The sequence below is a fragment of the Streptomyces sp. NPDC051315 genome (assembly GCF_044455165.1).
Lineage (GTDB): Bacteria > Actinomycetota > Actinomycetes > Streptomycetales > Streptomycetaceae > Streptomyces.
The window spans coordinates 91,906-114,386 of sequence record NZ_JBITEN010000008.1 but is presented as its reverse complement, the minus strand read 5'-3'; the positions used below and the strand labels follow the sequence as shown (position 1 = coordinate 114,386).

Sequence of the window (22,481 nt, the reverse complement as noted above, 5' to 3'; positions counted from 1 at the left end):
TCCCGCTCAGCCCTGCTGGAAGAGTTCCGCCGGGAGGGGCTTCAGCAGGGCGTACAGGTCGTCCGTGATGGGGCGGTCCCAGGCGGCGATGGTCACCAGCACGTTGTCGCTGCGGTCGAACTGCACGCAGGAGATGCGGCTCTCGGAGAGCTTGAGACGGCGGACGATCAGGAGGTTGTCACCCTGCATCACCGGCGTGTCCTCGGTGCCGACGACGGTGACCTCCTCGTCGTTCTCCAGCGCGAGCAGCAGTTGGGCGACCTCGAAGGGCACCTGGCCCTCCTCGACCTCGCGGGCCGGGGAGCCCTCGGGGAGGTTGCCGATGATCATGGCGGGGCCGCGGCCGCCGAAGAGGTCGTAGCGCAGGAAGACGCCCTGGCAGGTGCCGTCGGGGGCGGGCAGCAGGCCGGCGCCGAGATTGCCGGGCCAGTCGCCCGGGTCCATGGCCAGAACGTCGAAGTCGGGCCCGGCGGGCGTGGCGCTGCGGCGGCGGAGGAACGACATGCGGCCATGGTACGGGGTGGCGTACGGCGGCGCGGTCGAGGGAGCGGGCGATCGGCCGGGGTCGTCGTCCGGGTGCGGATCGCCCGGAGCCGGTCGCGTGCTTCCCGCGCCCCTGGGCCGGCCGGTTCCCTCGGCGTCCTCCGCGCGACCGATGAGCGGGGCGTCGGTGTCCCGTAACCGGGACCGCGTGGACCGCGGCCTACTCGTCCCCCGGCGCGGGCGGTACGACCGCCACCGGGCTCGCCGCGTGCAGCAGGACGGCGTGGGTGACGGAGCCCAGCATGCGGGCGGGGGCCAGCAGCCGGCGACGGTGGCGGCCCACGACCACCAGGTCGGCGTCCTTGGAGGCCGCGACGAGGTGGCCGGCCGCGTCGCCGGGGACCGGCCAGGCCTCGGCGCGCACCGCGGGGTGGCGTTCCCGGTGCGCGGCGAGGAAGCCCTCGGCGAGGGTGCGGGTCTCGTGCTCGACGGCCTCCTGGTCGACCTCCGGCGTGATCAGTTCGCCGGGCGCGGCCCAGGTCTGGAGCGGCCAGGGGTAGGCGGCGAGCACCTGGAGGCGGGCGTGGCGCAGGGCGGCCTCGGTGAAGGCGAAGCCGAGGGCGGCGTCGTCGGGCCCGTCGACCTTGAGGCCCACGACCACGCGGGGTCCGGGCTCGGGCTCGGGCCGCGGGCCGTCGACCTCGCGGCCTGGCCGGGGTACGACCACGACCGGGCACTCGGCGTCCCGCGCGGCGGTCAGGCCGTTGGAGCCGAGCAGCAGTCTGGCGAAACCGCCGCGTCCCCGGGAGCCGAGGACGAGCAGTTCCGCCTCCGCGCCCAGTTCGGGCAGCAGGGCACCCGGCGCGCCGTCCAGGCCGACGTACTGCAGGTCCGCCGCCTCCGCACGCCCCGCCAGCCGGGTGCGGGCGTCGGCGAGCACCGGGTCCTGGTCCGGAGGCGGGGGTACGACGACAGGGGCGCCGGGCTGCCCCCAGACGGCGTACTGGCGTACGTGTGCCACGCGCAGCGGCGCACCGCGTCTGCGCGCGGCGTCCAGGGCCCAGTCGAGGGCGCGCCAGCTGTCCTCGGAACCGTCGACCGCCGCGACGACCGGCAGGGTGCTCATGGTCCTCACCTCCGGGATACGACCTTCGTCCTGCTGGGGCCAGCCTGGCTCAGGCGCGGGCCCCGGCCGGGTCCACGCGGTCGCGTGTCCGGAAATCGGGGGAGAACACCGCTGGTTCGGCCCGCCGCGGCGAACGGGACGGCTGAGAGGGGGTCAGGTCAGGTCGAACTCCCCCTCCCGCGCGCCGGACACGAAGGCGCCCCACTCCGCCGGGGTGAAGATCAGGGAAGGGCTCTCGGGACGGCGGCTGTTGCGCATCGCGATGAATCCCTCGACGAAGGCGATCTGGACATCCCCCAGGCCCCTGCTGCTGGACTGCCACTCCGCCCTGCTGAGGTCCAGCTCCGGCTTGTCCCAGCCCGCGAACGGCTGCTGCTGGATGGTGCTCTCGGCCACGTCCGTGCTCCTCCCGGTTCGTCGTCCGCGGCCAGCCTAGCGACCGGTCACGGACGCGGACAGAGCACGTGAGGGGGACCTTTCAGGACGTGGGTGGCCGCGCTCCCACGAGCCACATGGAGAAGAACTGCGAGCCACCGCCGTAGGCGTGTCCGAGGACCCTGGCGGCCCCGTCCACCTGGTGTTCCCCCGCCTGGCCGCGCACCTGGAGGGCGGCCTCGGCGAAGCGGATCATGCCGGAGGCGCCGATGGGGTTGGTGGACAGCACGCCGCCCGACATGTTGACGGGCAGGTCGCCGTCGAGTTCGGTCACCCCGGACTCGGTCAGCTTCCAGCCCTCGCCCTCGGCGGCGAAGCCGAGGTTCTCCAGCCACATGGGCTCGTACCAGGAGAACGGCACGTACATCTCGACGGCGTCGATGTCGCGGCGCGGGTCGGCGATGCCGGCCTGCCGGTAGACGTCGGCCGCGCAGTCCCGGCCGGCGCGCGGGGACACGAAGTCCTTTCCGGCGAACAGGGTCGGTTCGCTGCGCATGGCGCCGCCGAGCATCCAGGCGGGCGGGCGCGGGGAGCGGGCCGCGCCCGCGCGGTCGGTGAGGACCATGGCGCAGGCGCCGTCGGAGGAGGGGCAGGTCTCGGAGTAGCGGATGGGGTCCCAGAGCATGGGCGAGGCCTGGACCTTCTCCAGGGTGATGTCGTGCTCGTGGAGGTGGGCGTAGGGGTTCTTGAGGGCGTTGCGGCGGTCCTTGAAGGCGACGAGCGAGCCGATGGTGTCGGGGGCGCCGCTGCGCCGCATGTACGCGCGCACGTGCGGGGCGAAGAAGCCGCCGGCCCCCGCCAGCAGGGGCTGCTGGAAGGGGATCGGCAGGGACAGGCCCCACATGGCGTTGGACTCGGACTGCTTCTCGAAGGCCAGCGTCAGCACCGTGGTGTGGACGCGGGAGGCGACGAGGCCCGCGGCGACCAGGGCGGTGGAGCCGCCGACGGAGCCCGCCGTGTGCACCCGGAGCATGGGTTTGCCGACCGCGCCGAGGGCGTCGGCGAGGTACAGCTCGGGCATCATGACGCCCTCGAAGAAGTCGGGTGCCTTGCCGATGACGACGGCGTCGACGTCCGCCCACGTCAGCTCGGCGTCGTCGAGGGCACGGCGGGCGGCCTCGCGCACCAGCCCGGCGATCGACACGTCCCGCCGGGCGGCCACGTGCTTGGTCTGACCGATCCCGACGACGGCCACGGGCTCCTTGCTCATCGCGGATCCCCTTCGAGTACGGCGACCAGGTTCTGTTGCAGGCACGGGCCGGAGGTGGCGTGGGCGAGGGCGCGGTCGGACTCGCCCCGGTGGACGCGGGCGGCGGCCTCGCCGATGCGGACGAGTCCGGCGGCCATCATCGGGTGGGCGGCGAGGGCGCCGCCCGACGGGTTGACCCGGACGTCGTCGCCGAGCCGGAGCGCCTTGCGCAGGACGACCTCCTGCGCGGTGAAGGGGGCGTGCAACTCGGCGGTGTCCACGGGGCGTTCGAAGGCGCCGGCCTTCTCGGCGGCGAGGCGGGTGGAGGGCGAGTCGGTGAGGTCGCGGACGCCGAGGCCGTGCGCCTCGATGCGGTGGTCGACGCCCCTGATCCAGGCGGGGCGTGCGCACAGCTCGCGGGCCCGCTCCCCCGCCGCGAGGATCACGGCGGCGGCTCCGTCGCCGATGGGCGGGCAGTCGCCGGTGCGCAGCGGACGTACGACGTGGTCGCCGTGGGGCACCGGACCCCGGAGCTGGGCGTGGGGGTTGGTGGTGGCCGCCGTCCGGTTGCGGCCGGCGATCGCGGCGAGGGCCGGTTCGTCGGTGTCGCCTGCGTCGATGAGGGCCTGGGCCTGGAGGGCGGCGAGGGCGACGGAGTCGGGCCACAGGGGGGCGACGTAGTAGGGGTCCAGCTGGCGGGTGAGGACGTCGCGGACGGAGCCGGGTGAGGACTTGCCGTAGGCGTAGACGAGCGCGGTGTCCGCGTCGCCGGTGAGCAGCTTGGTCCAGGCCTCGTAGAGGGCCCAGGCGCCGTCCATCTCGACGTGGGACTCGGAGATCGGCGGCCAGGCGCCGACGCCGTCGAGGGCCAGGGTGAAGGAGAAGGCGCGGCCGGCGAGGTAGTCGCTGGAGCCGGAGCAGGTGAAGCCGATGTCGGCGGTCCGCAGGCCGGTGCGCGCCAGGACCTCGTGCAGGACCGGCATGAGCATCTCGACCTCGGAGAGCTCGTCGGAGGTGCGCAGGACGTCGGTCTGGGCGAAGGCCACGACGGCGATGTCCCGGGTCATCAGAGCAGCTCCTTGTAGGTGTCGTAGTCCGCGTCGGGTTCGCCGGTCGGCCGGTAGTGGTCGGGGTGGCGGGCGCCCGGCGTCCACACGGGCTCCACCCGCAAACCCATCCGTACCTGGTCGTAGGGGATGCCGCCGATGCGTCCGTGCAGGGCGAGGTCGGCCCCGTCGAGGGCGATGTGGGCGTAGACGTAGGGGACGTCGATGTCGAGGTTCTTCGCCTTGATGTTGACGATGCAGAAGGTGGTGACGGTGCCGCGCGGGCCGACCTCGACCTGCTCGGCGGTGGGGACGCCGCAGGTGGGGCAGGCGCCGCGGGGCGGGACGTAGACCTTGCGGCAGGACGGGCAGCGTTCGCCGACCGTGCGCTGCTCGGAGAGCGCGGTGATGTACGCGGACTGGGCGCGGCCCGGCGAGTAGGTGTAGTCGAGGCGGGCGGCGGCGACGATGCCGGTGACCGTGTCCTCGAACGCGCCGGTGCGGCCCGTGGGCGGGGTCGCGGCGCCGTCGTACGGTTCGAAGCAGGCGATGTCGGTGATGGCTCCGGTCCGTTCCCCGGACCAGCGGACGCGGACGCGCATCCCGGTGCGGACGGCTTCGGGGCCGGGGGCGTCGAGGGCGTGCAGGAGGGCGGTGTCGGCGCCGTCGAGACGGACCAGGACCCAGGCGAAGGGGGTGGCGAGGGGCTGGCCGCGACGGGGGGCGTGGTTCCAGGCCCAGGTGGTGACCGTGCCGGTGGGGGCGACCTCCACCAGGTCACCGATCTCCTCGGCGGTGACGGGGTCGTACTCGACGGGCGGGACGAGGGTGCGGCCGTCGGTGGTGCGCACGCCGAGGACGACGCGTTCGCGCAGGCCGGTCAGGAAGGCGCTCTGCACGGGGCCGAGGGAGCGGGTGAAGGGGAACTCGACGACGAGGGGGGCCTTGAGGACGTCGGGCATCGGGGGCTTGCCTCCTTGGGGGACCGCGCGTGCGCGGTGGCCGGGCGGGGGCGGAACAGGGACGGTGCCTCGCGCCGCCCATGGGGCGCGGGCCCGTGGCAGGCCGTGGCTGCGCCGCGTGGGCGCGACCAGCCGCTCGCGGCCGGCGGTGTCCGCACCGCCCCGCCGGCGGATCGTCACGCGCGCTTGTAGACGGGGGGCCGCTTGTCGGCGAAGGCGCGGGCGCCCTCCTTGGCGTCGGCGGTGTCGAAGATCGGCCGGCCGCGTTTCAGTTCCGCGGCGAGGCCGTCGGTCTCCGTCATCTCGGCGGTCTCGTACACGGACGCCTTGACGGCCTCGACGGCCAACGGGCCGCAGGCGTTGACCCGTTCGGCGATCTCCAGGGCCTTCTCCAGGGCGGTGCCGTCCGGGACGACGTGGCCGACGAGTCCGACGGCCGCGGCCTCGCGCGCGCTGTACGGCCGTCCGGTGAGCAGCATCTCCAGGGCGTGGGTGCGGGGTATCTGCCGTTGCAGGCGGACCGTTGAACCGCCGATCGGGAACAGGCCGCGCCTGACCTCGAAGAGGCCGAAGGTGGCGGACTCGCCCGCGACGCGGATGTCGGTGCCCTGGAGCATCTCGGTGCCGCCCGCCACGCAGTACCCCTCGACGGCGGCGATCACGGGCTTGCGGGGGCGGTGGTGGCGCAGCATCGCCTTCCAGTGCAGGTCGGGGTCGGCCTCGAGCCGGTCGCGGTGGCGCTCCCCCTCCATGCCCTTCCCGGCGAGGGCCTTGAGGTCCATGCCGGCGCAGAAGGCGCCGCCTGCGCCGGTGAGGACGACGGAGCGGACCGAGTCGTCCTCGTCGGCCTGCACCCAGCCGTCGTGCAGGCCGACGAGCATGCCGAGCGAGAGCGCGTTCCTCGCCTCCGGCCGGTCGAGCGTGAGCACGAGTGTGGCGCCCTCGCGCCGCACGGTGAGGTGTTCGGTGCCACTCATCGCCCATCTCCCCTCTGACAGAACGAGAACAGGTTGCAGGAGGCGGGGAGCCACTTCAAGGGTTTTCTGACAGGTAGTCAGATTTATTTGGTGCGGGCCTTCACACCTGGGGCGCCCTTTGCTCTGATGACCGGCGAACCGTCAGGGAGCCAGGCCGTCCGAGGTCAGGAGGAGCGGTGGAGTACAACCTTGCCGACCTGTTCGAGTCGGTCGTCGACGTGGTGCCGGACCGCGAGGCCCTCGTGTACGTGGACCATCCGGGCACGGGTGCGGAGCGCCGTCTGACGTACGCGGAGCTGGACGCGGCGGCCAACCGTATCGGTCACCATCTCCTGGACAGCGGTGTCCGCCCCGGCGAGCACCTCGGGCTCCACCTCTACAACGGCGTCGAGTACCTCCAGACGGTGCTCGGCTGCCTGAAGGCGCGGATCGTGCCGGTCAACGTCAACTACCGCTATGTCGAGGACGAGCTGGTCCACCTCTACCGGGACGCCGATCTGGTCGCCCTGGTCTTCGACGCGGAGTTCACGGACCGGGTGGCGGGCGCGCTGCCGCAGGCGCCGGCGCTGCGGCACCTGATCCGGGTGGGTGCGGGGCCGGAGGGGATCGCGGCCGTCTCCCTCACGGAGGCGGAGGCGGGCGGCTCCCCGGAGCGGGGGTTCCCTGCGCGTTCCGGGGACGACCAGTTCATCATCTACACCGGCGGCACGACCGGGCTGCCGAAGGGGGTGATGTGGCGTCAGGAGGACCTGTTCTTCGCCGGGCTGGGCGGCGGGGCGCCGACCGGGGAGCCGGTGAGCAGGCCGGAGGAGGTCGCGGAGCGGGTGGCGGCCGGCGGGTCGGGGATCACCTTCTTCCCCACTCCCCCGCTGATGCACGGCACCTCCACCCTGACGGCGTTCGTCGGTTTCCACTTCGGCCAACGAGTCGTCCTCCACCGCAAGTTCGTGCCGGAGGAGGTGCTGCGGACGATCGAGAAGGAGAAGGTCACCAGCGTCTCCCTGGTGGGTGACGCGATGCTGCGGCCGTTGATCGACGCGCTCCGGGGCCCGATGAAGGGCACGGACTGCTCGTCCGTCCTCAGCGTCTCCTCGTCCGGGGCGATCATGTCGGACACGGTCCGGCGCCAGTTCCGGGCCCTGCTGCCCAACGCGATGCTGCTGAACAACTTCGGCTCCTCGGAGTCCGGCTTCAACGGCACCGCGACGGAGGACGCCGGACCCGAGCGCGGCTTCCGCGTCCGCGTCAACTCCCGTACCCGGGTGGTGGACCCGGCCACCCGTGAGCCGGTCGCGGCGGGCGAGGTGGGCCGCGTCGCCCAGCGCGGACACGTCCCGCTCGGCTACTACAACGACCCGGTGAAGACGGCCGAGACGTTCTTCGAGCGGGACGGCGAGCGCTGGGTGCTCCTGGGCGACATGGCCACCGTCGACGAGGACGGTGTCGTCATCGTCCTCGGCCGCGGCTCGCAGTGCATCAACACCGGGGGCGAGAAGGTGTACCCCGAGGAGGTCGAGCAGGCGCTGAAGGCACATCCGGACGTGTACGACGCCCTGGTGGCCGGGGTGCCGGACCCGACGTGGGGCAACCATGTGGCGGCCGTGGTGCAGGTGCGCACGGGCGCGCCGCGGCCGTCCCTGGAGGACCTCCAGAACCACTGCCGCGGCCGTCTCGCCGGGTACAAGATCCCGCGCCAGCTGGTCGTCACGGAGTCCATTCGCCGTTCGCCGAGCGGGAAGGCGGACTACCGGTGGGCGCGGGAGGTGGCGGTGGCGGCGGACCGCTGAGCGGGGGCGGCCGGTCACACCGGACCGGCGTGGGGCTGCCGGCGCCCGCCGGAAGGCCCGCGCCGGCCGGCGACGTCGCCGTATCCCTACTCGGCCGAGGAGGGAGCGGAGCGGACGCCGTCCAGGAACGTGACGGTGCGGCGGACGAACCGGTCGGGGTCGTCCAGCCACGGGTAGTGGCCGGCGCCGGGCTGGACGTCGAACTCCGCGTGCGGGAAGGCCTCGGCGACGCTCCGGGCGAGGCCGGGGCGGGGGCCGCCGTCCACCTCACCGGCGAGGACGAGCACCCGGGCGGTGACATGGGCGAGGGCGGCCCGCAGGGCGGGCGGGTCGTAGGCGCCCGGCCCGTGGAAGCGCTCCTCCGCCTCCTCGTTGACCCGCTCGTCCATGGCGGCCGCGTGGGCGCGGGCGGTGTCGTCCCAACGGCCGTAGAAGAAGCCGCCGAAGGACGCGAAGTCGTCGCCGTCGGGCTCCCGCGCGCCCGTCAGCCACGCCTCGAACGCCGGGAAGGCGGCCGCGAACCACGGCTCGTCCGCGCGCAGGCGCGCCGCCGCCAGCCGGTCCTCGGCAGTGGCCGGAAGGCCCAGGACCCACGGGATGACCGTGACGAGCACGAGCCGCGCCACCCGGTGCGGATACCGCGCCGCGTACAGCATCGCCAGGCTGCCGCCCGCCGAGTGCGCGAGGAGGTCCATCCGCTCCAGTCCCAGACGGACGCGGAGCGCCTCCACGTCCTCGATCTGCCGGTCGCACCGGTACGTCGCCGGATCCGCCGGGGTCGCGGAGTCGCCGGTGCCGCGCGGGTCCAGCAGGATCAGCCGGCGGTGGGCGGTGAGGCCGCCCAGGTCCCCGAGGTAGGCGGAGGGCCGCATGGGGCCGCCGGGCAGGACGACGAGAGGGGCGCCCTCACCCCGGACGTGATGGACGAGCCGGGTTCCGTCGGGTGCGGTGAAGTGGTGGGACACGAGTTCGATCTTCGGGGCGGACCTCGTCCGGCGCAAGGAGTTTCCCGGGGTAGGAAAGTGCGGCCGCCCCCTTGCCGACTCTCCGCCGGTCTGGATCATTGGACGTGAAGGAGTCGACCGAATGATCGGTCGTCCGGATCGACGCGGTGGCGAGGGAGACGTCCGTGATGGCTGCGCGGGACGTGCTGGACGAGGGCGAACGGCTCGACGCGGGCGCGCTGCGCGCCCTGCAACGGGAGCGTCTGCGGGCCTCGTTGCGCCATGCCTACACCCGTGTCCCCTTCTACCGCGAGGCCTTCGACAAGGCGGGCGTCCATCCCGACGACTGCCGTGACCTCGCCGACCTGTCCCGCTTCCCCTTCACCACCAAGGCGGACCTGCGCGAGCACTACCCGTACGGCATGTTCGCCGTGGGCCGGGACCGCATCCGCCGCATCCACGCCTCCAGCGGCACCACCGGACGCCCCACGGTCGTCGGTTACACGGAGAACGACCTGTCCCTGTGGGCGGACCTGGTGGCCCGTTCGATCCGGGCGGCGGGCGGCCGCCCCGGCGACACGGTCCATGTCGCCTACGGCTACGGCCTGTTCACCGGCGGCCTGGGCGCCCACTACGGCGCCGAACGGCTCGGCTGTACGGTGATCCCCGCGTCCGGCGGGATGACCTCCCGTCAGGTCCGGCTGATCCGGGACCTGGAGCCCGGCATCATCATGGTGACCCCGTCCTACATGCTCACCCTGCTCGACGAGTTCGAGCGACAGGGTGTCGATCCGCGCGGCACCTCCCTGCGCGTGGGCGTCTTCGGCGCCGAGCCGTGGACCGAGCAGATGCGCCGGGAGATCGAGGAACGGTTCGCGATCGACGCGGTCGACCTCTACGGACTGTCGGAGGTGATCGGCCCGGGGGTCGCCCAGGAGTGCGTGGAGACGAAGGACGGACTGCACATCTGGGAGGACCACTTCTATCCGGAGGTCGTCGACCCCCTCACCGGTGAGGTCCTGCCGGACGGCGAGGAGGGCGAACTGGTCCTCACCTCGCTCACCAAGGAGGCCATGCCCGTCGTCCGGTACCGGACCAGGGACCTGACGTGCCTGCTGCCCGGTACGGCGCGCGTGTTCCGCCGGATGCGCAAGGTGACCGGCCGCAGTGACGACATGGTCATCCTGCGCGGGGTGAACCTCTTCCCCACCCAGATCGAGGAGATCGTCCTGCGCACCCCGGGCGTCGCCCCGCACTTCCAGCTCCGGCTCACCCGCGACGGCCGCCTCGACGCCCTGACGGTCCGCGCGGAGGCCCGCCCCGACGCGGACCCCGGGACCAGGGAGGCGGCCGCACGCTCCATCGCGGCGGCCGTGAAGGACGGGATCGGAGTCTCGGCAGGCGTGGAGATCGTCGCACCGGAGACGCTGGAGCGGTCGGTGGGGAAGATCAGACGGGTCGTGGATCTGCGGCCGCGCTGAGCCCGTTTGCCGGGAGACCCGCGCGCGGATAGCTTCACCGTCCATGACCCCGACCCTGCGCACCGAGCGCCTGCTGCTGGAGCCGTACACCACCGAGGACCAGGAGGACTTCGTCGCGCTGTTCCAGGACCGGCAGGTCTCGCGGTGGATGGGCGACGGCCCTGCCACCGAGGCGGAGGACCGCGCCCTGTTCGGCCGGCTCTTCACGAAGGTCTACGCCCAGGACCTGTTCGACGTCTGGGCCGTTCGCCGGAACGGCCGCCTGATCGGACACGCCGAGATCAAGCCGACCGACGCGACCGGAGGCCACGAGATCATCTACGCGCTGACCCCTGACGTGTGGGGATCGGGCCTCGGCACGGAACTGGCCGAGGCGCTCGTCGCCCACGGCTTCGACACCCTGGGGCTCACGGAGGTGTACGCCACCGTCGCGGCGCCGAACAGTGCCTCGCTGGGCCTGCTGAACAGGATCGGCTTCGAGCACGTCCGGGACGTGGCCGAGGACGACGGCACCACCACGCGCGTGCTGAGGCGCCGCCGGACCCGGGGCCGCCGGCTCAGCCGAACCGCTCGCGCAGCTCCCGCTTGAGGATCTTGCCGCTGGCGTTGCGCGGCAGTGTGTTCACGAACAGCACCTTCTTCGGCGCCTTGAAGGAGGGCAGCTGCTCGCGGGCGTACGCCATCAGTTCCCGCTCGGTCACCTCGCCGCGGGGGACGACGACCGCGGTGACCGCCTCGATCCACTTCTCGTCGGGCAGGCCGATGACCGCCGCCTCGGCGACGGCCTCGTGGGTGTAGAGGGCGTCCTCGACCTGACGGGAGGGGACCAGGACACCACCGGAGTTGATGACGTCCTTCACCCGGTCGACGATGGTGAAGTAGCCGTGGGCGTCGCGGACGGCGAGGTCGCCGGAGTGGAACCAGCCGTCGCGGAAGGCCTCCGCGGTCTCCTCGGGCTTGTCCCAGTAGCCCTCGCACAACTGCGGGGATCGGTAGACGATCTCACCCGGCGTGCCGTCGGGGACGTCCTCGCCGTTCTCGTCGACGACGCGGGCGTCCACGAACAGGACCGTACGGCCGCAGGAGTCCATGCGGCCCTTGTGCTCGTCGGGGGCGAGGACGGTGGCGAGCGGACCGATCTCGCTCTGGCCGAAGCAGTTGTAGAGGGCCAGCTCCGGGAGGCGTTCGCGCAGGCGTTCCAGGACGGGGACCGGCATGATCGACGCCCCGTAGTACGCCTTGCGCAGTCCGCCGAGGTCGCGGGTGGTGAAGTCGGGACGGTTGGCGAGGCCGATCCACACGGTGGGCGGGGCAAAGAGGCTGTCGACCCGGTCCGCCTCGATCAGGTCGAACAACCGGTCGCCGTCGGGCGCGTCGAGGATGAGGTTCGTGGCGCCGACGGCGAGGTACGGCAGCAGGAACACGTGCATCTGCGCCGAGTGGTACAGCGGCAGCGAGTGTGCGGGGCGGTCGCCGGCGCTCAGGTCGAGGGCGGTGATGGCGCTCAGGTACTCGTGCACCAGGGCGCGGTGGGTCATCATCGCGCCCTTGGGCAGGGCCGTGGTGCCCGAGGTGTAGAGGAGTTGGACCAGGTCCTCGCTGCGCGGCTCGGGGCCGTCGTACGGAGGGGACGCGGCCAGCCGGGCGAGGAGCGAGTCGTCGGTGTCACGCAGCGGCACCGTCCGTACGCCGTCGGGGAGTCGGTCCGCCAGGCCGGGGTCGGTCAGGACCAGGGTGCTGCCCGACTGGCCGACGATGTACGCGAGGTCGTCGCCGGTGAGGTTCTGGTTGACGGGGACGTGCACCAGGCCGGCGCGGGCGCAGGCGAGGAACCCGATGAGGTACGCGTCCGAATTGTGGCCGTAGGCGCCGACCCGGTCGCCGGGGGCGAGCCCCTGGCCGAGCAGGACGCCGGCGGCGCGCGAGACGGCCTCGTCGAGTTGCTCGTAGGTCCAGGTGCGGTCGCGGTACTCGACCGCGACGCGTGCCGGGGTGCGTCGGGCGCTGCGCCGCAGCACCCCGTCGACGGTGCTGCCGTGTCCGGGCGTCGTTCCGGGCGTCATGACGTGATCCTCGGGGGGCGGCCGGGGCAGGTCAAGTCGACGGCAGGTGATCACGGCCGAGCACGGACCGGCGATCCCGGCGTGGCACGGCCCGTGAGCGGCGGCCCGCGTCGCGCCCTCGCGTCCCTGAGACGCGCAGCGGCGGCCGCGCCCGCCCGGCGGTGAGGGCCACCGCTGCGGGAACTGTCGCCGGCGGCGGTCGCCCGACGGGCGCTACCGTCCGGGTGCTCCCGCGCGCAGGCCGTCCATGATGAGGTCCAACAGCCGAGTGGCGCGGGGCTGCCAGTCGTCGGCGGGGTCGAGCTGCCACAGGCCGCCGATGGCGAGGAGGAAGTCGTCCGCGGTCACCCCCGGGCGGATGACTCCGGCGTCCTCACAGGCGCGCAGCAGGAGTTCGGCCGCCTCGGTCACCGGGCTGTGTCCCGGCTTCGCCGGGCTGCCCGGCCCGCTGGTGGCCTGCCGGATGGCGTCGGCCAGCCCGGCCTTGGCCATGGCGAACCGGGCGAGCCGGTCCATCCACTCGCGCAGGGCCCGGTCGGGTTCCCGAGTCGCCAGCAACTGGGCAGCGCTGTCGGCGACCTGCCGCATCTCGTGCCGGTAGATCTCCAGGACGAGCGCCTCACGGCTGGGGAAGTTCCGGTAGAAGGTGCCCTGTCCGACGCACGCCTTCTTGGCGATCACGCTCAGCGGAGTGCCCGCCGAGCGGGTGAGTTCGGTGAGGGCCACTTCCAGGATGCGCTCGCGGTTGCGCTGCGCGTCGGAACGCAGGGGCGGCGCTTCCTTCTTCTCCCGCACTCGTCCTCCTCACGGGTCGTGGCCGAAACCCGTCCTTGTTAACCGGACAGCTGTCCACTACGTTTCAGTAACGGACAGCCGTCCGCTTCGGTCCATCGTATCGGCGGACACGGACGGCGCGGGACGGTCCGTGCCCCGGCCCGGATGACCGGTGCCCCGGCCCTCCGCGCCCCTCATGGTCCCGAACCACCCCCGTTCCGTACAGCACCTCCACGTCACCGACTCGTCCGTCTTGGCGGAACGCCGTCCGCCGGGCGTCCCGGATCCGCGAAAGAAGGCTGCGCATGGCCCCCTCGACGACCAGCACCGTCACTTTGAACATCAACGGCGAGAAGCACACGCTGTCCGTCGACCACCGCACAACCCTGCTCGACGCCCTGCGCGAGCGCCTCGATCTCACCGGCACCAAGAAGGGCTGCGACCACGGACAGTGCGGCGCCTGCACGGTCCTGGTCGACGGCCGCCGCACCGTGTCCTGCCTCCAACTGGCCGTCGCGGCCGATGAACAGGAGATCACCACCGTGGAGGGCCTCGCCGAGGGGGAACGGCTGCACCCGGTGCAGCAGGCCTTCCTCGATCTGGACGGCTTCCAGTGCGGTTACTGCACGCCCGGCCAGATCTGTTCGGCCGTCGCCGTCATCGAGGAGCACGCCGCGGGCTGGCCGAGCGCCGTCACCGACGACGTACGGCCCGAGGCGGGCCCGCCACCCCTGACCCCGGAGGAGATCCGCGAGCGGATGAGCGGCAACCTGTGCCGCTGCGGCGCCTACGTGTCCATCGCCCAGGCCGTCGCCCGCGCGGCCGCGCAGACCCGGCCCGGGACCGAGGGGGCGGCGGCGTGAGGGAGTTCGACTACCGGCGCGCCGACGACGTCTCCGGCGCGGTGGCCCTGCTCGGCGCCGACCCGGACGCGCGTTACCTCGGCGGAGGCACCAACCTCGTCGACCTCATGAAGGCGGGCATCGAGCGCCCCGCCCGGCTCGTCGACGTCCGCCGGCTCCCGCTGAACCGGATCGAGCCGGCCGACGGCGGCGGGCTGCGCGTCGGCGCCACCGTCACCAACAGCGAGCTCGCCGCCCACCCCGAGGTCCGCCGCCGCTACCCGGTCCTGACCCAGGCGGTGCTCGCCGGGGCGTCCGGGCAGCTGCGCAACATGGCCACCGTGGGCGGCAACCTGCTCCAGCGCACCCGCTGCGGCTACTTCACCGACGTGACCAAACCCTGCAACAAGCGCGTCCCCGGCAGCGGTTGCCCCGCCGTCACCGGCGAGCACCGCAACCACGCCGTCCTGGGCGCCTCCGACCACTGCGTGGCCGTCCACCCCTCCGACATGGGCGTCGCGCTGACCGCCCTCGACGCCGTCGTCACGTACGAAACGGCCGCCGGGCCGGGCGAGTTGCCTCTCGCCGACTTCTATCTGCCCGTGGGTGACACCCCGCACCGGGAGACCGCCCTGCCGCCCGGCGCGCTCATCACCGGCGTCACCCTGCCGCCGGCGCCCGCCGCCGCCCGCTCCCGCTACCGCAAGGTCCGCGAGCGTGCTTCCTACGCCTTCGCGATCGGCTCCGTCGCCGCGGCCCTCGACGTGAGCGACGGCGTCGTGCGCGAGGCGCGCCTGGCCTTCGGTGCGGTGGCGTCCCGGCCCTGGCGGGCCCGTGCCGCCGAACGCGTGCTGACCGGTGCCCCGGCCACGCGGGAGTACTTCGCCGCGGCGGCGGACGCCGAACTCGCGGCGGCCCGGCCGCTGCCCGACAACGCCTACAAGGTGACCCTCATGCGCAACCTGGTGGTGGCCGTCCTGTCCGAACTCGCCGAAGAGGCCGCCCGATGACCACCGCCACCACCGGCCGCACGACGGGGACGAGCGCCGTCGGCACCGCCCACACCCGCGTGGAGGGCCGTGACAAGGTCACCGGAGCCGCCCGGTACGCCGGCGAGATACCGTTCGCGGGCCTGGCCCACGGCTGGCTCGTGCTGTCCACCGTCGCGCGCGGCCGGATCCTGTCCGTCGAGACCGGTCCCGTGCTCGCCATGCCGGGCGTGCTGACCGTCCTGCACCACGGGAACGCCCCCCGCCTCGACACCGACTACGTCGGCATGCTGGGCGTCCCGCCGGACCCGACCGCCGCCGTCTTCCAGCACGACCGGATCCCGCACGCCGGATGGCCCGTCGCGCTCGTCGTCGCCGAGACCCCCGAGCAGGCCCGCGAGGCCGCGGAGGCACTGGTCGTCACCTACGAACGGCAGCCGCACGACATCGCGTTCTCCGCCGGCCGCCCGGACGCCTACCCGGCGCAGGGGCACATGCCCGCCGTCACCGAGAAGGGCGACCTGGACGCCGAACTCGCCGCCTGCGCCCACGTGGTGGACGAGGAGTACACCACGCCCGAGGAACACCACGGGATGATGGAGCCGCACGCGGCCACGGCCCTGTGGGACGGCGGCCGGCTCGAGGTCGTGGACTCCAACCAGAGCACCACCTGGGTCGCGGACGAACTCGTGAGGATGTTCTCGCTGGACCCGTCCGCGGTGCGGGTCCGCTCCGAGCACGTCGGCGGCGGCTTCGGCAGCAAGGGCCTGCGGGCCCACCAGGTGTCCGCCGTGATGGCCGCCACCGCCCTGCGGCGGCCCGTACGCGTGGTGCTGACCCGCCGTCAGATGTTCTCGCTCACCGGTTACCGCAGCCCCACCGCACAGCGCGTCCGGCTCGGCGCGGACACCGACGGACGGCTGCGCGCCCTGGAGCACCGCTCGCTGAACCAGACGTCGACGGTCTGGGAGTTCGTCGAACCGAGCGCCGGGGTGGCGCGGACGATGTACGACGCCGACGCCCACCGCACGGTCAACGAGGTGGTACGGCTGGACGTGCCGTCCCCGACCTGGATGCGGGCGCCGGGCGAGGCACCCGGGTCGTTCGCTCTGGAGGCGGCGCTCGACGAGCTCGCCGAGAAGTGCGGCGTCGACCCGGTCGAACTGCGGCTGCGCAACGACCCCGAGCGGAGCCCGGTCTCCGGACTGCCCTTCGCCGGCCGCCACCTCGCCGCCTGCTTCCGGGAGGGCGCCCGGCGCTTCGGCTGGGCCGGCCGCGACCCGCGCCCCGGCGTGCGCCGCGACGGACGCTGGCTGCTCGGCACGGGCACGGCCGCCGCCTCCTTCCCCGCGGGTGCCCTCCCCTCGACGGCCGCGGTGACCGCCGAGGCGGACGGCACCTTCACCGTGCGGATCGCCGCGGCCGACATCGGCACCGGGGCCCGCACCGCGCTCACCCTGGTCGCCGCCGACGCGCTCGGGGTGCCGCCCGAACGGGTCCGGGTGCTGATCGGCGACAGCGACTTCGGCCCGGCGGGGCTCGCCGGCGGGTCGATGGGCACCCGCTCCTGGGCCTGGGCGGTCACCGTCGCCGCCGACGAACTGCGCGACCGGCTCGTCCCGGGCGCCGCCGTGCCGCCGGAGGGCATCACCGTGCGCTCCGACACCACCGCCGCCCTCGGCGCCCTCGCCCAGAAGGAGCGGCACTCCTTCGGGGCGCAGTTCGCCGAGGTCGCCGTGGACGTCACCACCGGCGAGGTGCGGGTGCGCCGGATGCTGGGCATCTTCGCGGCGGGCCGGATCGTCAACCCGCTCACCGCGCGGGGCCAGCTCGTCGGCGGCATGACCTGGGGCATCTCCATGGCCCTGCACGAGGAGGCGGTCCGCGACCGCGTCTCGGGCGGCCACTACGGCGCCGACCTGGCCGGCTACCACGTCGCGACCCACGCCGACGTCCCGGCGATCGAGGCGGACTGGGTGGACGACCCGGACCCCGACGACCCGGTCGGCATCAAGGGCATCGGTGAGATCGGCGTCGTCGGTGCGGCGGCGGCCGTCGCCAACGCGGTGTGGCACGCGACCGGCGTACGCCATCGGAGCCTGCCCATCCGCCCGGACCGGGTGCTGCGGGCGGGAGGACCGGGTGCTTGACATCGCCGGTGAGCTGCACCGGTGGCTGGCCGAGGGCCGGGAGTTCGCCGTGGCGACCGTCGTGTCCGTGGGCGGCAGCGCCCCGCGCGGCCCCGGCGCCGCCCTCGCCGTCGACCGCGACGGCACAGCGGTGGGGTCCGTCTCCGGAGGGTGCGTGGAGGGTGCGGTGTACGAGCTGTGCGTCCAGGCGCTGGAGGACGGCGAGACCCGTGTCGAACGGTTCGGCTTCAGCGACGAGGACGCCTTCGCGGTCGGACTGACCTGCGGCGGGGTCATCGACGTCATGGTGAGTCCGGTCGGCGCGCACAGCCCCGTACGGCCGGTGCTCCGGGCGGCGCTGTCGGCCGTCGTCCGCGGTGAACCGGGGGCGCTCGCGCGGGTCGTCCGGGGCCCTGCGGGGCTCCTGGGCGGGGCGTTGTTCGTCCGCGCGGACGGCTCCCTCGAGGGCGGCGTCGGCGGCAGCCCGGAGCTGGACCGGACGGCGGCGGCCGAGGCCCGGGCGCTGCTGGACGGCGGGCGCACCGCAACCGTCGACCTCGCGGCGGACGGTTCGCACTGCCCCGGCGGCCTGACCCTGCTCGTCGAGTCCGCGGTGCCGCCGCCCCGCATGATCGTCTTCGGCGCGATCGACTTCGCGGCGGCGCTGGTGCGGGTGGGCAAGTTCCTCGGCTATCACGTCACCGTGTGCGATGCCCGGCCGGTCTTCGCCACCCGGGCGCGCTTCCCGGAAGCCGACGAGATCGTGGTCGACTGGCCGCACCGATATCTGCGCGGTACCACGACCGACCGGCGCACCGTGCTGTGTGTGCTCACCCACGACGCGAAGTTCGACGTGCCGCTGCTGAAGGAGGCCCTGGGCATGCCGGTGGCGTTCGTGGGGGCGATGGGCTCGCGCCGTACGCACGCCGACCGCGAGCGGCGGCTGCGCGAGGCGGGCGTGGGGCAGCGGGAGCTGGCCCGGCTCAGGTCCCCGATCGGCCTCGACCTCGGCGCCCGTACCCCGGAGGAGACGGCGCTGTCCATCGCGGCGGAGATCGTCGCAGCCCGCCGGGGCGGAACCGGCGTACCGCTGACCGGCGCCGGGACACCCATCCACCACGACGCCCGTGACACGGCGGCCGCCTGACAGGGCATCTCGTACGGCGTGGTCGGTAGTCGGCGTCGTCGTTAGTCGCGTCGTCGGTAGTCGACTCATCGGTAGTCGGCGTCGTCGGTAGTCGGCGGGCGTGACGATCGTGGAGCGCCGGGGGGTGAGGGCCCTGCCCGTCGCAGACGAGATGGGTCTTCGCCATCAGTCCCCCGCAGTCCCCGCGCTTGCCCGCAGTCCCCCGCAGGACCGGCCGATCGCCTCACCCGGCCGGTCCTGCCCCTTTTGGCCTGCGGACGCGTGCTGATGGGCCCGCACCTTCCTGTCATCCCCCCACACACACGACGCTCCGGTCGCCCGCGCCGACGGCGTCGCAGCGCTGCCGGACGTCGGCGAGGAGACGGGGGTTCCAGGTCCCGTCGGCGGGCCGGCGACGGAAACGTCCGTGGACCGTCTCCCACGGCCCGTCACACCCGGCGGGATCCGCGGGCCGCCGGAGTCGACAGCTTCGCAGGGTGCCATCGACCGCCTGACGGCGATCCCGCACGCACCGGACGGCCTCTGCACGGCGGAGTCGCCGACGGATCGGCCAGGCCGACTCTTTCGACTTTTCGAGGACAAAGCATGGACGGCAGGAGCGAAAGTCCCTACCGTCTTGGTCGCAACCACTCCCCCATGTACAGCGCAGCCCCCCGTCACCGGATCGCAGACGCCCGCCTTCGCCGTTCGTCCGAGGCCGAAGGCCGGTTCACCCCTGACCAGCCGTCCGCGGTCCGTGCCCCGAGCGCCAGGAGGAAGAGTGAGCCAACGGCCGCACCGCCGACTTCGCAGACATGCTGCGGGGGTGGCACTCGCCGCAGTTGTCGTCGCAAGCTGGACCCCCGCCGCCGCCCAGTCTGCCCCCCGGGCCGCCGCGGACATCCCCCCGCAGGAACCCGGAGTGACGCTGCGCGTCTTCGACGTGCAGGCGCCCTTGAAGGCGATCTGCGAGTTGAAGGGCGGTCAGACGCCCAACATCGACAAGCTGATGCCCACCGTCGACTGGACGACGGATGCGGACTTCGGCATGGCCGCCAACTTCGTCTCCCACGTCGTCGCGAACCTCCACGTCCCGCAGGACGGTACGTATGCCTTCCGGCTGATCAGCGACGACGGCTCACGCCTGCACATCGGTGACCAGGTCGTCATCGACCACGACGGGCTGCACGGCGCCGAACCCAAGGACGGCACCGTCGATCTGACCGCCGGTCCGCACCCGCTGCGCATCGAGTACTTCGAGGCGGGCGGCGGGCAGCAGCTCACCCTGCAGTGGAAGCCGCCAGGCGCCGCGGACTTCACCCTCGTGCCCAACTCGGCGCTGAGCACCGACGCCGGAGTCGTGCGCGTCACCGCGCCCGGCCGCAAGGAGTGCGTCGGCGGCCAGGACAGCCCGGGCGACGGCCTGCCGCTGGCCGGCGTCCACCCGAACTACACCCTCACCGACCTGCGTCCCGCCGGTTTCGAACCGAAGGTCTCGGCCATGGACTGGCTGCCGGACGGCAGACTGGCCGTGTCCACCTGGGGAGGGAGCGAGACCACCAACGGTGAGGTCTACCTCCTGGACAACGTCACCGGGGACACCGGCCCGGAGAAGGTCACGGTCAAGAAGGTCGCCTCGGGGCTCAAGGAGCCCATGGGCATCAAGTACGTCGACGGCAAACTGTACGTCTCGGAGAAGCACCAGCTGACCGAGCTGAACGACCGCGACGGCGACGAAGTCACCGACGAGAAGAGGAAGATCGCCTCCTGGCCCTACGGCGGCAACTTCCACGAGTTCGCCTTCGGCCTGCTCTACGACAAGGGCAGCTTCTATCTGAACCTGTCGGTCTCCATCAACTACGGCGGCGCCACGACCGACCCGCAGCCGGCCGAGGGCGGCCGCGGCACCACCGTCAAGGTCGACAGGGCGACCGGCAAGGTCTCCTACATCGCCGGAGGCCTGCGCACGCCCAACGGCATCGGCTGGGGCCCGGACAAGGGCATCTTCGTCACCGACAACCAGGGCGGCTGGCTGCCGTCCTCGAAGCTGGTGCACATCAAGCAGGACCGCTTCTTCAACCACTACACGCGGTACCGGGACGGCACGGGCGAGAACGCCCCCTCGCGGCCCGGCCCCTTCGACGACCGTCCGGTGACCAAGCCGGTCCTGTGGCTGCCGCAGAACGAGATCGCCAACTCGCCCAGCACACCGCTCCTGCTGAAGAAGGGCCCCTTCGCCGGGCAGATGCTCTTCGGCGACGTCACCTACGGCGGAATCCAGCGCGCGAGCCTGGAGAAGATCGACGGCGAGTACCAGGGCGCCGTCTTCCGCCACACCCAGGGCCTTGAGGCGGGCGTCAACCGCATCAGCGTCGGTCCCGACGGCGCCATCTACGCCGGCGGCCTCGGCGCCGACGGCAACTGGGGCCAGGAGGGCAAGCTCCGCTTCGGCCTTCAGAAGCTGACCCCGAACGGCACCAACGCCTTCGACATCCACTCGATGCGCGCCACGAGGAACGGCTTCGTCCTCAAGTACACCCGGCCCCTCTCCCAGGAGACCGTCGACAAGCTCGCGCAGAGCTACCAGGTCCGCCAGTGGCGCTACTCGCCCACGCCCGAGTACGGCGGCCCGAAGATCGACGAGGAGCCGCTGACCGTGTCCCGCGCCGTCGTCTCGGACGACCGCAGGCAGGTCCGGCTGGACATCCCCGGGCTCGGGACCGACCGCGTGGTGCACATCCGCTCCCCGCGTCCCTTCGCCGCGGACAACGGCGAGACCCTGTGGAGCACCGAGGCCTGGTACACCCTCAACGCGATCCCCGGCAACGAAACGCCCGTCACCGCCTACGAGGCGGAGGAGGCAAAGCTCACCGGCGGCGCCGGCGTCAACAAGGACCACCAGGGCTACTCCGGCGGCGGCTTCGTCGACCGCTACGGCACCCCCGGCGCCACCACCGCCTTCCGCGTCGACATCGCCCGGAAGGGCACGTACGACGTGGGACTGCGCTACGCCAACGGCCCGCACCCCTTCCACGGCAACAAGAAGATCAGCCTCTACGTCAACGGAGCCAAGGTCCGCCAGACGGTACTGCCGCCGACCGCCGACTGGGACACCTGGGCGACGCAGAGCGAGAGGCTGACGTTACGCAAGGGCGTCAACACCGTCGCCTACCGGTACGACGACGGCGACGACGGCCACGTCAACCTCGACATGATCCACATCGACCGTCCCGGAGAACGCGTCGACCTGTTCGACGGCGGCAGCCTGTCGCAGTGGCAGCACACCGACGGCCGCGCGGTCGAATGGCCCCGGACCGAGGGGAACTCCATCGAGGTGTGCTGCGGGGACATCCGCACCAAGCGGAACTTCGGCGACCACAGGCTGCACGTCGAGTTCCGGGTCCCCCGGCTCCCCGACGACGTCACCGGCCAGGACCGCGGCAACAGCGGCGTCTACCTTCAGAACCGCTACGAGATCCAGATCCTCGACTCCTACGGCGTGCCCACCCTCGCCGACAACGAGGCCGGCGCCATCTACCACCAGAAGGCAGCCGACGCCAACGCGTCGTCGCCGCCCGAGACCTGGCAGTCGTACGACATCGTCTTCCGGGCCGCGCGTTACGACAGCGCCGGAGAGAGGACCGAGAAGGCCCGGGTCACACTGGTATGGAACGGCAAGAAGGTCCACGACGACGTGGTCATCGACGGGCCGACCGGCGGCGGCATCGCCGAAGGCCCGGCCACCGGACCGGTCAAGCTCCAGGACCACGGCAACAAGGTCCGCTACCGCAATGTGTGGGTCGAACCACTGAACTGACCGCCCGCACGCCGCGACCCGGTCGCGCAGGAGACGGCCACACCCGTCAGGCCGTCTCCTGCGCGGAGCGTGCGGGTGCGCCGGCCCCACCCACGCCGCGTGCGGCAGCGCCGCGGTCGCCGGAGGCGACCCGCCCGGCCCTGTCCGGGACGGAGAGCGGTTCGCCGTCCCGCGTCACTCGCCGTCCTCGCAGCCCGGCTCGCCCCGCTCCGACGACCGGACCCGGTTGTTCTCCGGGGAGAAGTGGGTGACGTCCCGGTTCTGCGAGCAGGACGTCCTGGCGCCGCCCGCGCCGGAGGTCCTCCGGGGCC

The 22,481-nt window shown here is 72.9% G+C and carries 18 protein-coding genes and 1 pseudogene; 8 read left to right on the top strand and 11 right to left on the bottom strand.

From position 1 onward, the window contains the following. Positions 1-6 precede the first annotated feature (6 nt). The 7 genes from ACIBBD_RS17220 to ACIBBD_RS17190 all read right to left on the bottom strand — a co-directional run bounded on the left by ACIBBD_RS17220 (position 7) and on the right by ACIBBD_RS17190 (position 6,218). Positions 7-504: a hypothetical protein gene (locus ACIBBD_RS17220; RefSeq protein WP_399420234.1), complete on the bottom strand. Its 498-nt coding sequence runs from the start codon at positions 502-504 to the stop codon at positions 7-9. 199 nt (positions 505-703) lie between these two features. Next, positions 704-1,609 carry a universal stress protein gene (locus ACIBBD_RS17215; protein ID WP_399420233.1) on the bottom strand — a complete coding sequence of 302 codons (906 nt, stop codon included), beginning with the start codon at positions 1,607-1,609 and terminating at the stop codon, positions 704-706. 153 nt (positions 1,610-1,762) lie between these two features. Next, positions 1,763-2,005: a DUF397 domain-containing protein gene (locus ACIBBD_RS17210; protein WP_399420231.1), complete on the bottom strand. Its 243-nt coding sequence runs from the start codon at positions 2,003-2,005 to the stop codon at positions 1,763-1,765. A gap of 82 nt (positions 2,006-2,087) precedes the next feature. Then, positions 2,088-3,254, bottom strand: a complete 1,167-nt coding sequence (locus tag ACIBBD_RS17205) for a thiolase domain-containing protein (RefSeq protein ID WP_399420230.1) — start codon at positions 3,252-3,254, stop codon at positions 2,088-2,090. Next, entirely contained in the window at positions 3,251-4,300 is a 1,050-nt protein-coding gene (locus tag ACIBBD_RS17200) for a thiolase domain-containing protein (protein ID WP_399420229.1), read from the bottom strand. The genes ACIBBD_RS17205 and ACIBBD_RS17200 overlap by 4 nt, the downstream gene beginning before the upstream one ends. After that, positions 4,300-5,241: a Zn-ribbon domain-containing OB-fold protein gene (locus ACIBBD_RS17195; RefSeq protein WP_399420228.1), complete on the bottom strand. Its 942-nt coding sequence runs from the start codon at positions 5,239-5,241 to the stop codon at positions 4,300-4,302. The genes ACIBBD_RS17200 and ACIBBD_RS17195 overlap by 1 nt, the downstream gene beginning before the upstream one ends. 176 nt (positions 5,242-5,417) lie before the next feature. Beyond that, positions 5,418-6,218 carry a crotonase/enoyl-CoA hydratase family protein gene (locus ACIBBD_RS17190; RefSeq protein ID WP_399420227.1) on the bottom strand — a complete coding sequence of 267 codons (801 nt, stop codon included), beginning with the start codon at positions 6,216-6,218 and terminating at the stop codon, positions 5,418-5,420. A gap of 176 nt (positions 6,219-6,394) precedes the next feature. Between ACIBBD_RS17190 and ACIBBD_RS17185 the strand changes: the two genes are divergently transcribed. Continuing rightward, positions 6,395-8,005, top strand: a complete 1,611-nt coding sequence (locus tag ACIBBD_RS17185; protein ID WP_399420226.1) for an acyl-CoA synthetase — start codon at positions 6,395-6,397, stop codon at positions 8,003-8,005. An 86-nt stretch (positions 8,006-8,091) separates the two neighbouring features. Here ACIBBD_RS17185 and ACIBBD_RS17180 read toward each other — a convergent pair whose 3' ends face one another. Next, positions 8,092-8,979 (bottom strand): alpha/beta fold hydrolase, encoded by an 888-nt coding sequence (locus ACIBBD_RS17180; protein ID WP_399420460.1) that lies wholly within the window; start codon positions 8,977-8,979, stop codon positions 8,092-8,094. A 158-nt stretch (positions 8,980-9,137) separates the two neighbouring features. Between ACIBBD_RS17180 and paaK the strand changes: the two genes are divergently transcribed. Next, entirely contained in the window at positions 9,138-10,430 is a 1,293-nt protein-coding gene (paaK, locus tag ACIBBD_RS17175) for a phenylacetate--CoA ligase PaaK (protein WP_399420225.1), read from the top strand. Between the two features lie 43 nt (positions 10,431-10,473). Beyond that, entirely contained in the window at positions 10,474-11,019 is a 546-nt protein-coding gene (locus ACIBBD_RS17170) for a GNAT family N-acetyltransferase (RefSeq protein ID WP_399420223.1), read from the top strand. On the opposite strand, the gene ACIBBD_RS17165 is transcribed toward ACIBBD_RS17170, so the two are convergent. Both ACIBBD_RS17165 and ACIBBD_RS17160 read right to left on the bottom strand, forming a co-directional pair. Further along, positions 10,988-12,493, bottom strand: a complete 1,506-nt coding sequence (locus ACIBBD_RS17165; RefSeq protein ID WP_399420222.1) for an acyl-CoA synthetase — start codon at positions 12,491-12,493, stop codon at positions 10,988-10,990. The genes ACIBBD_RS17170 and ACIBBD_RS17165 overlap by 32 nt on opposite strands. 213 nt (positions 12,494-12,706) lie before the next feature. Next, positions 12,707-13,288, bottom strand: a complete 582-nt coding sequence (locus ACIBBD_RS17160; protein ID WP_399420221.1) for a TetR/AcrR family transcriptional regulator — start codon at positions 13,286-13,288, stop codon at positions 12,707-12,709. A 284-nt stretch (positions 13,289-13,572) separates the two neighbouring features. Here ACIBBD_RS17160 and ACIBBD_RS17155 point away from each other — a divergent pair, with 284 nt between their 5' ends. The 4 genes from ACIBBD_RS17155 to ACIBBD_RS17140 are packed head-to-tail and all read left to right on the top strand — an operon-like array spanning position 13,573 to position 18,374. Then, the gene (locus ACIBBD_RS17155) at positions 13,573-14,130 is read left to right on the top strand and encodes a (2Fe-2S)-binding protein (RefSeq protein ID WP_399420220.1); all 558 of its coding nucleotides are present in this window, start codon (positions 13,573-13,575) and stop codon (positions 14,128-14,130) included. Continuing rightward, positions 14,127-15,119, top strand: a complete 993-nt coding sequence (locus ACIBBD_RS17150) for an FAD binding domain-containing protein (protein ID WP_399420219.1) — start codon at positions 14,127-14,129, stop codon at positions 15,117-15,119. Before ACIBBD_RS17155 ends, ACIBBD_RS17150 begins: the two co-directional genes overlap by 4 nt. Next, the gene (locus ACIBBD_RS17145; RefSeq protein ID WP_399420218.1) at positions 15,116-17,248 is read left to right on the top strand and encodes a xanthine dehydrogenase family protein molybdopterin-binding subunit; all 2,133 of its coding nucleotides are present in this window, start codon (positions 15,116-15,118) and stop codon (positions 17,246-17,248) included. The genes ACIBBD_RS17150 and ACIBBD_RS17145 overlap by 4 nt, the downstream gene beginning before the upstream one ends. Next, complete coding sequence (locus ACIBBD_RS17140; protein WP_399420217.1) at positions 17,241-18,374, top strand: XdhC family protein; 1,134 nt, start codon at positions 17,241-17,243, stop codon at positions 18,372-18,374. The genes ACIBBD_RS17145 and ACIBBD_RS17140 overlap by 8 nt, the downstream gene beginning before the upstream one ends. A 130-nt stretch (positions 18,375-18,504) precedes the next feature. On the opposite strand, the pseudogene ACIBBD_RS17135 reads toward ACIBBD_RS17140, so the two are convergent. Further along, positions 18,505-18,888, bottom strand: a pseudogene (locus ACIBBD_RS17135) (IS5/IS1182 family transposase); the annotation flags it as partial. A gap of 246 nt (positions 18,889-19,134) precedes the next feature. On the opposite strand from ACIBBD_RS17135, the gene ACIBBD_RS17130 reads away from it, so the two are divergent. Further along, the gene (locus tag ACIBBD_RS17130) at positions 19,135-22,170 is read left to right on the top strand and encodes a family 16 glycoside hydrolase (RefSeq protein WP_399420216.1); all 3,036 of its coding nucleotides are present in this window, start codon (positions 19,135-19,137) and stop codon (positions 22,168-22,170) included. Positions 22,171-22,481 lie beyond the last annotated feature (311 nt).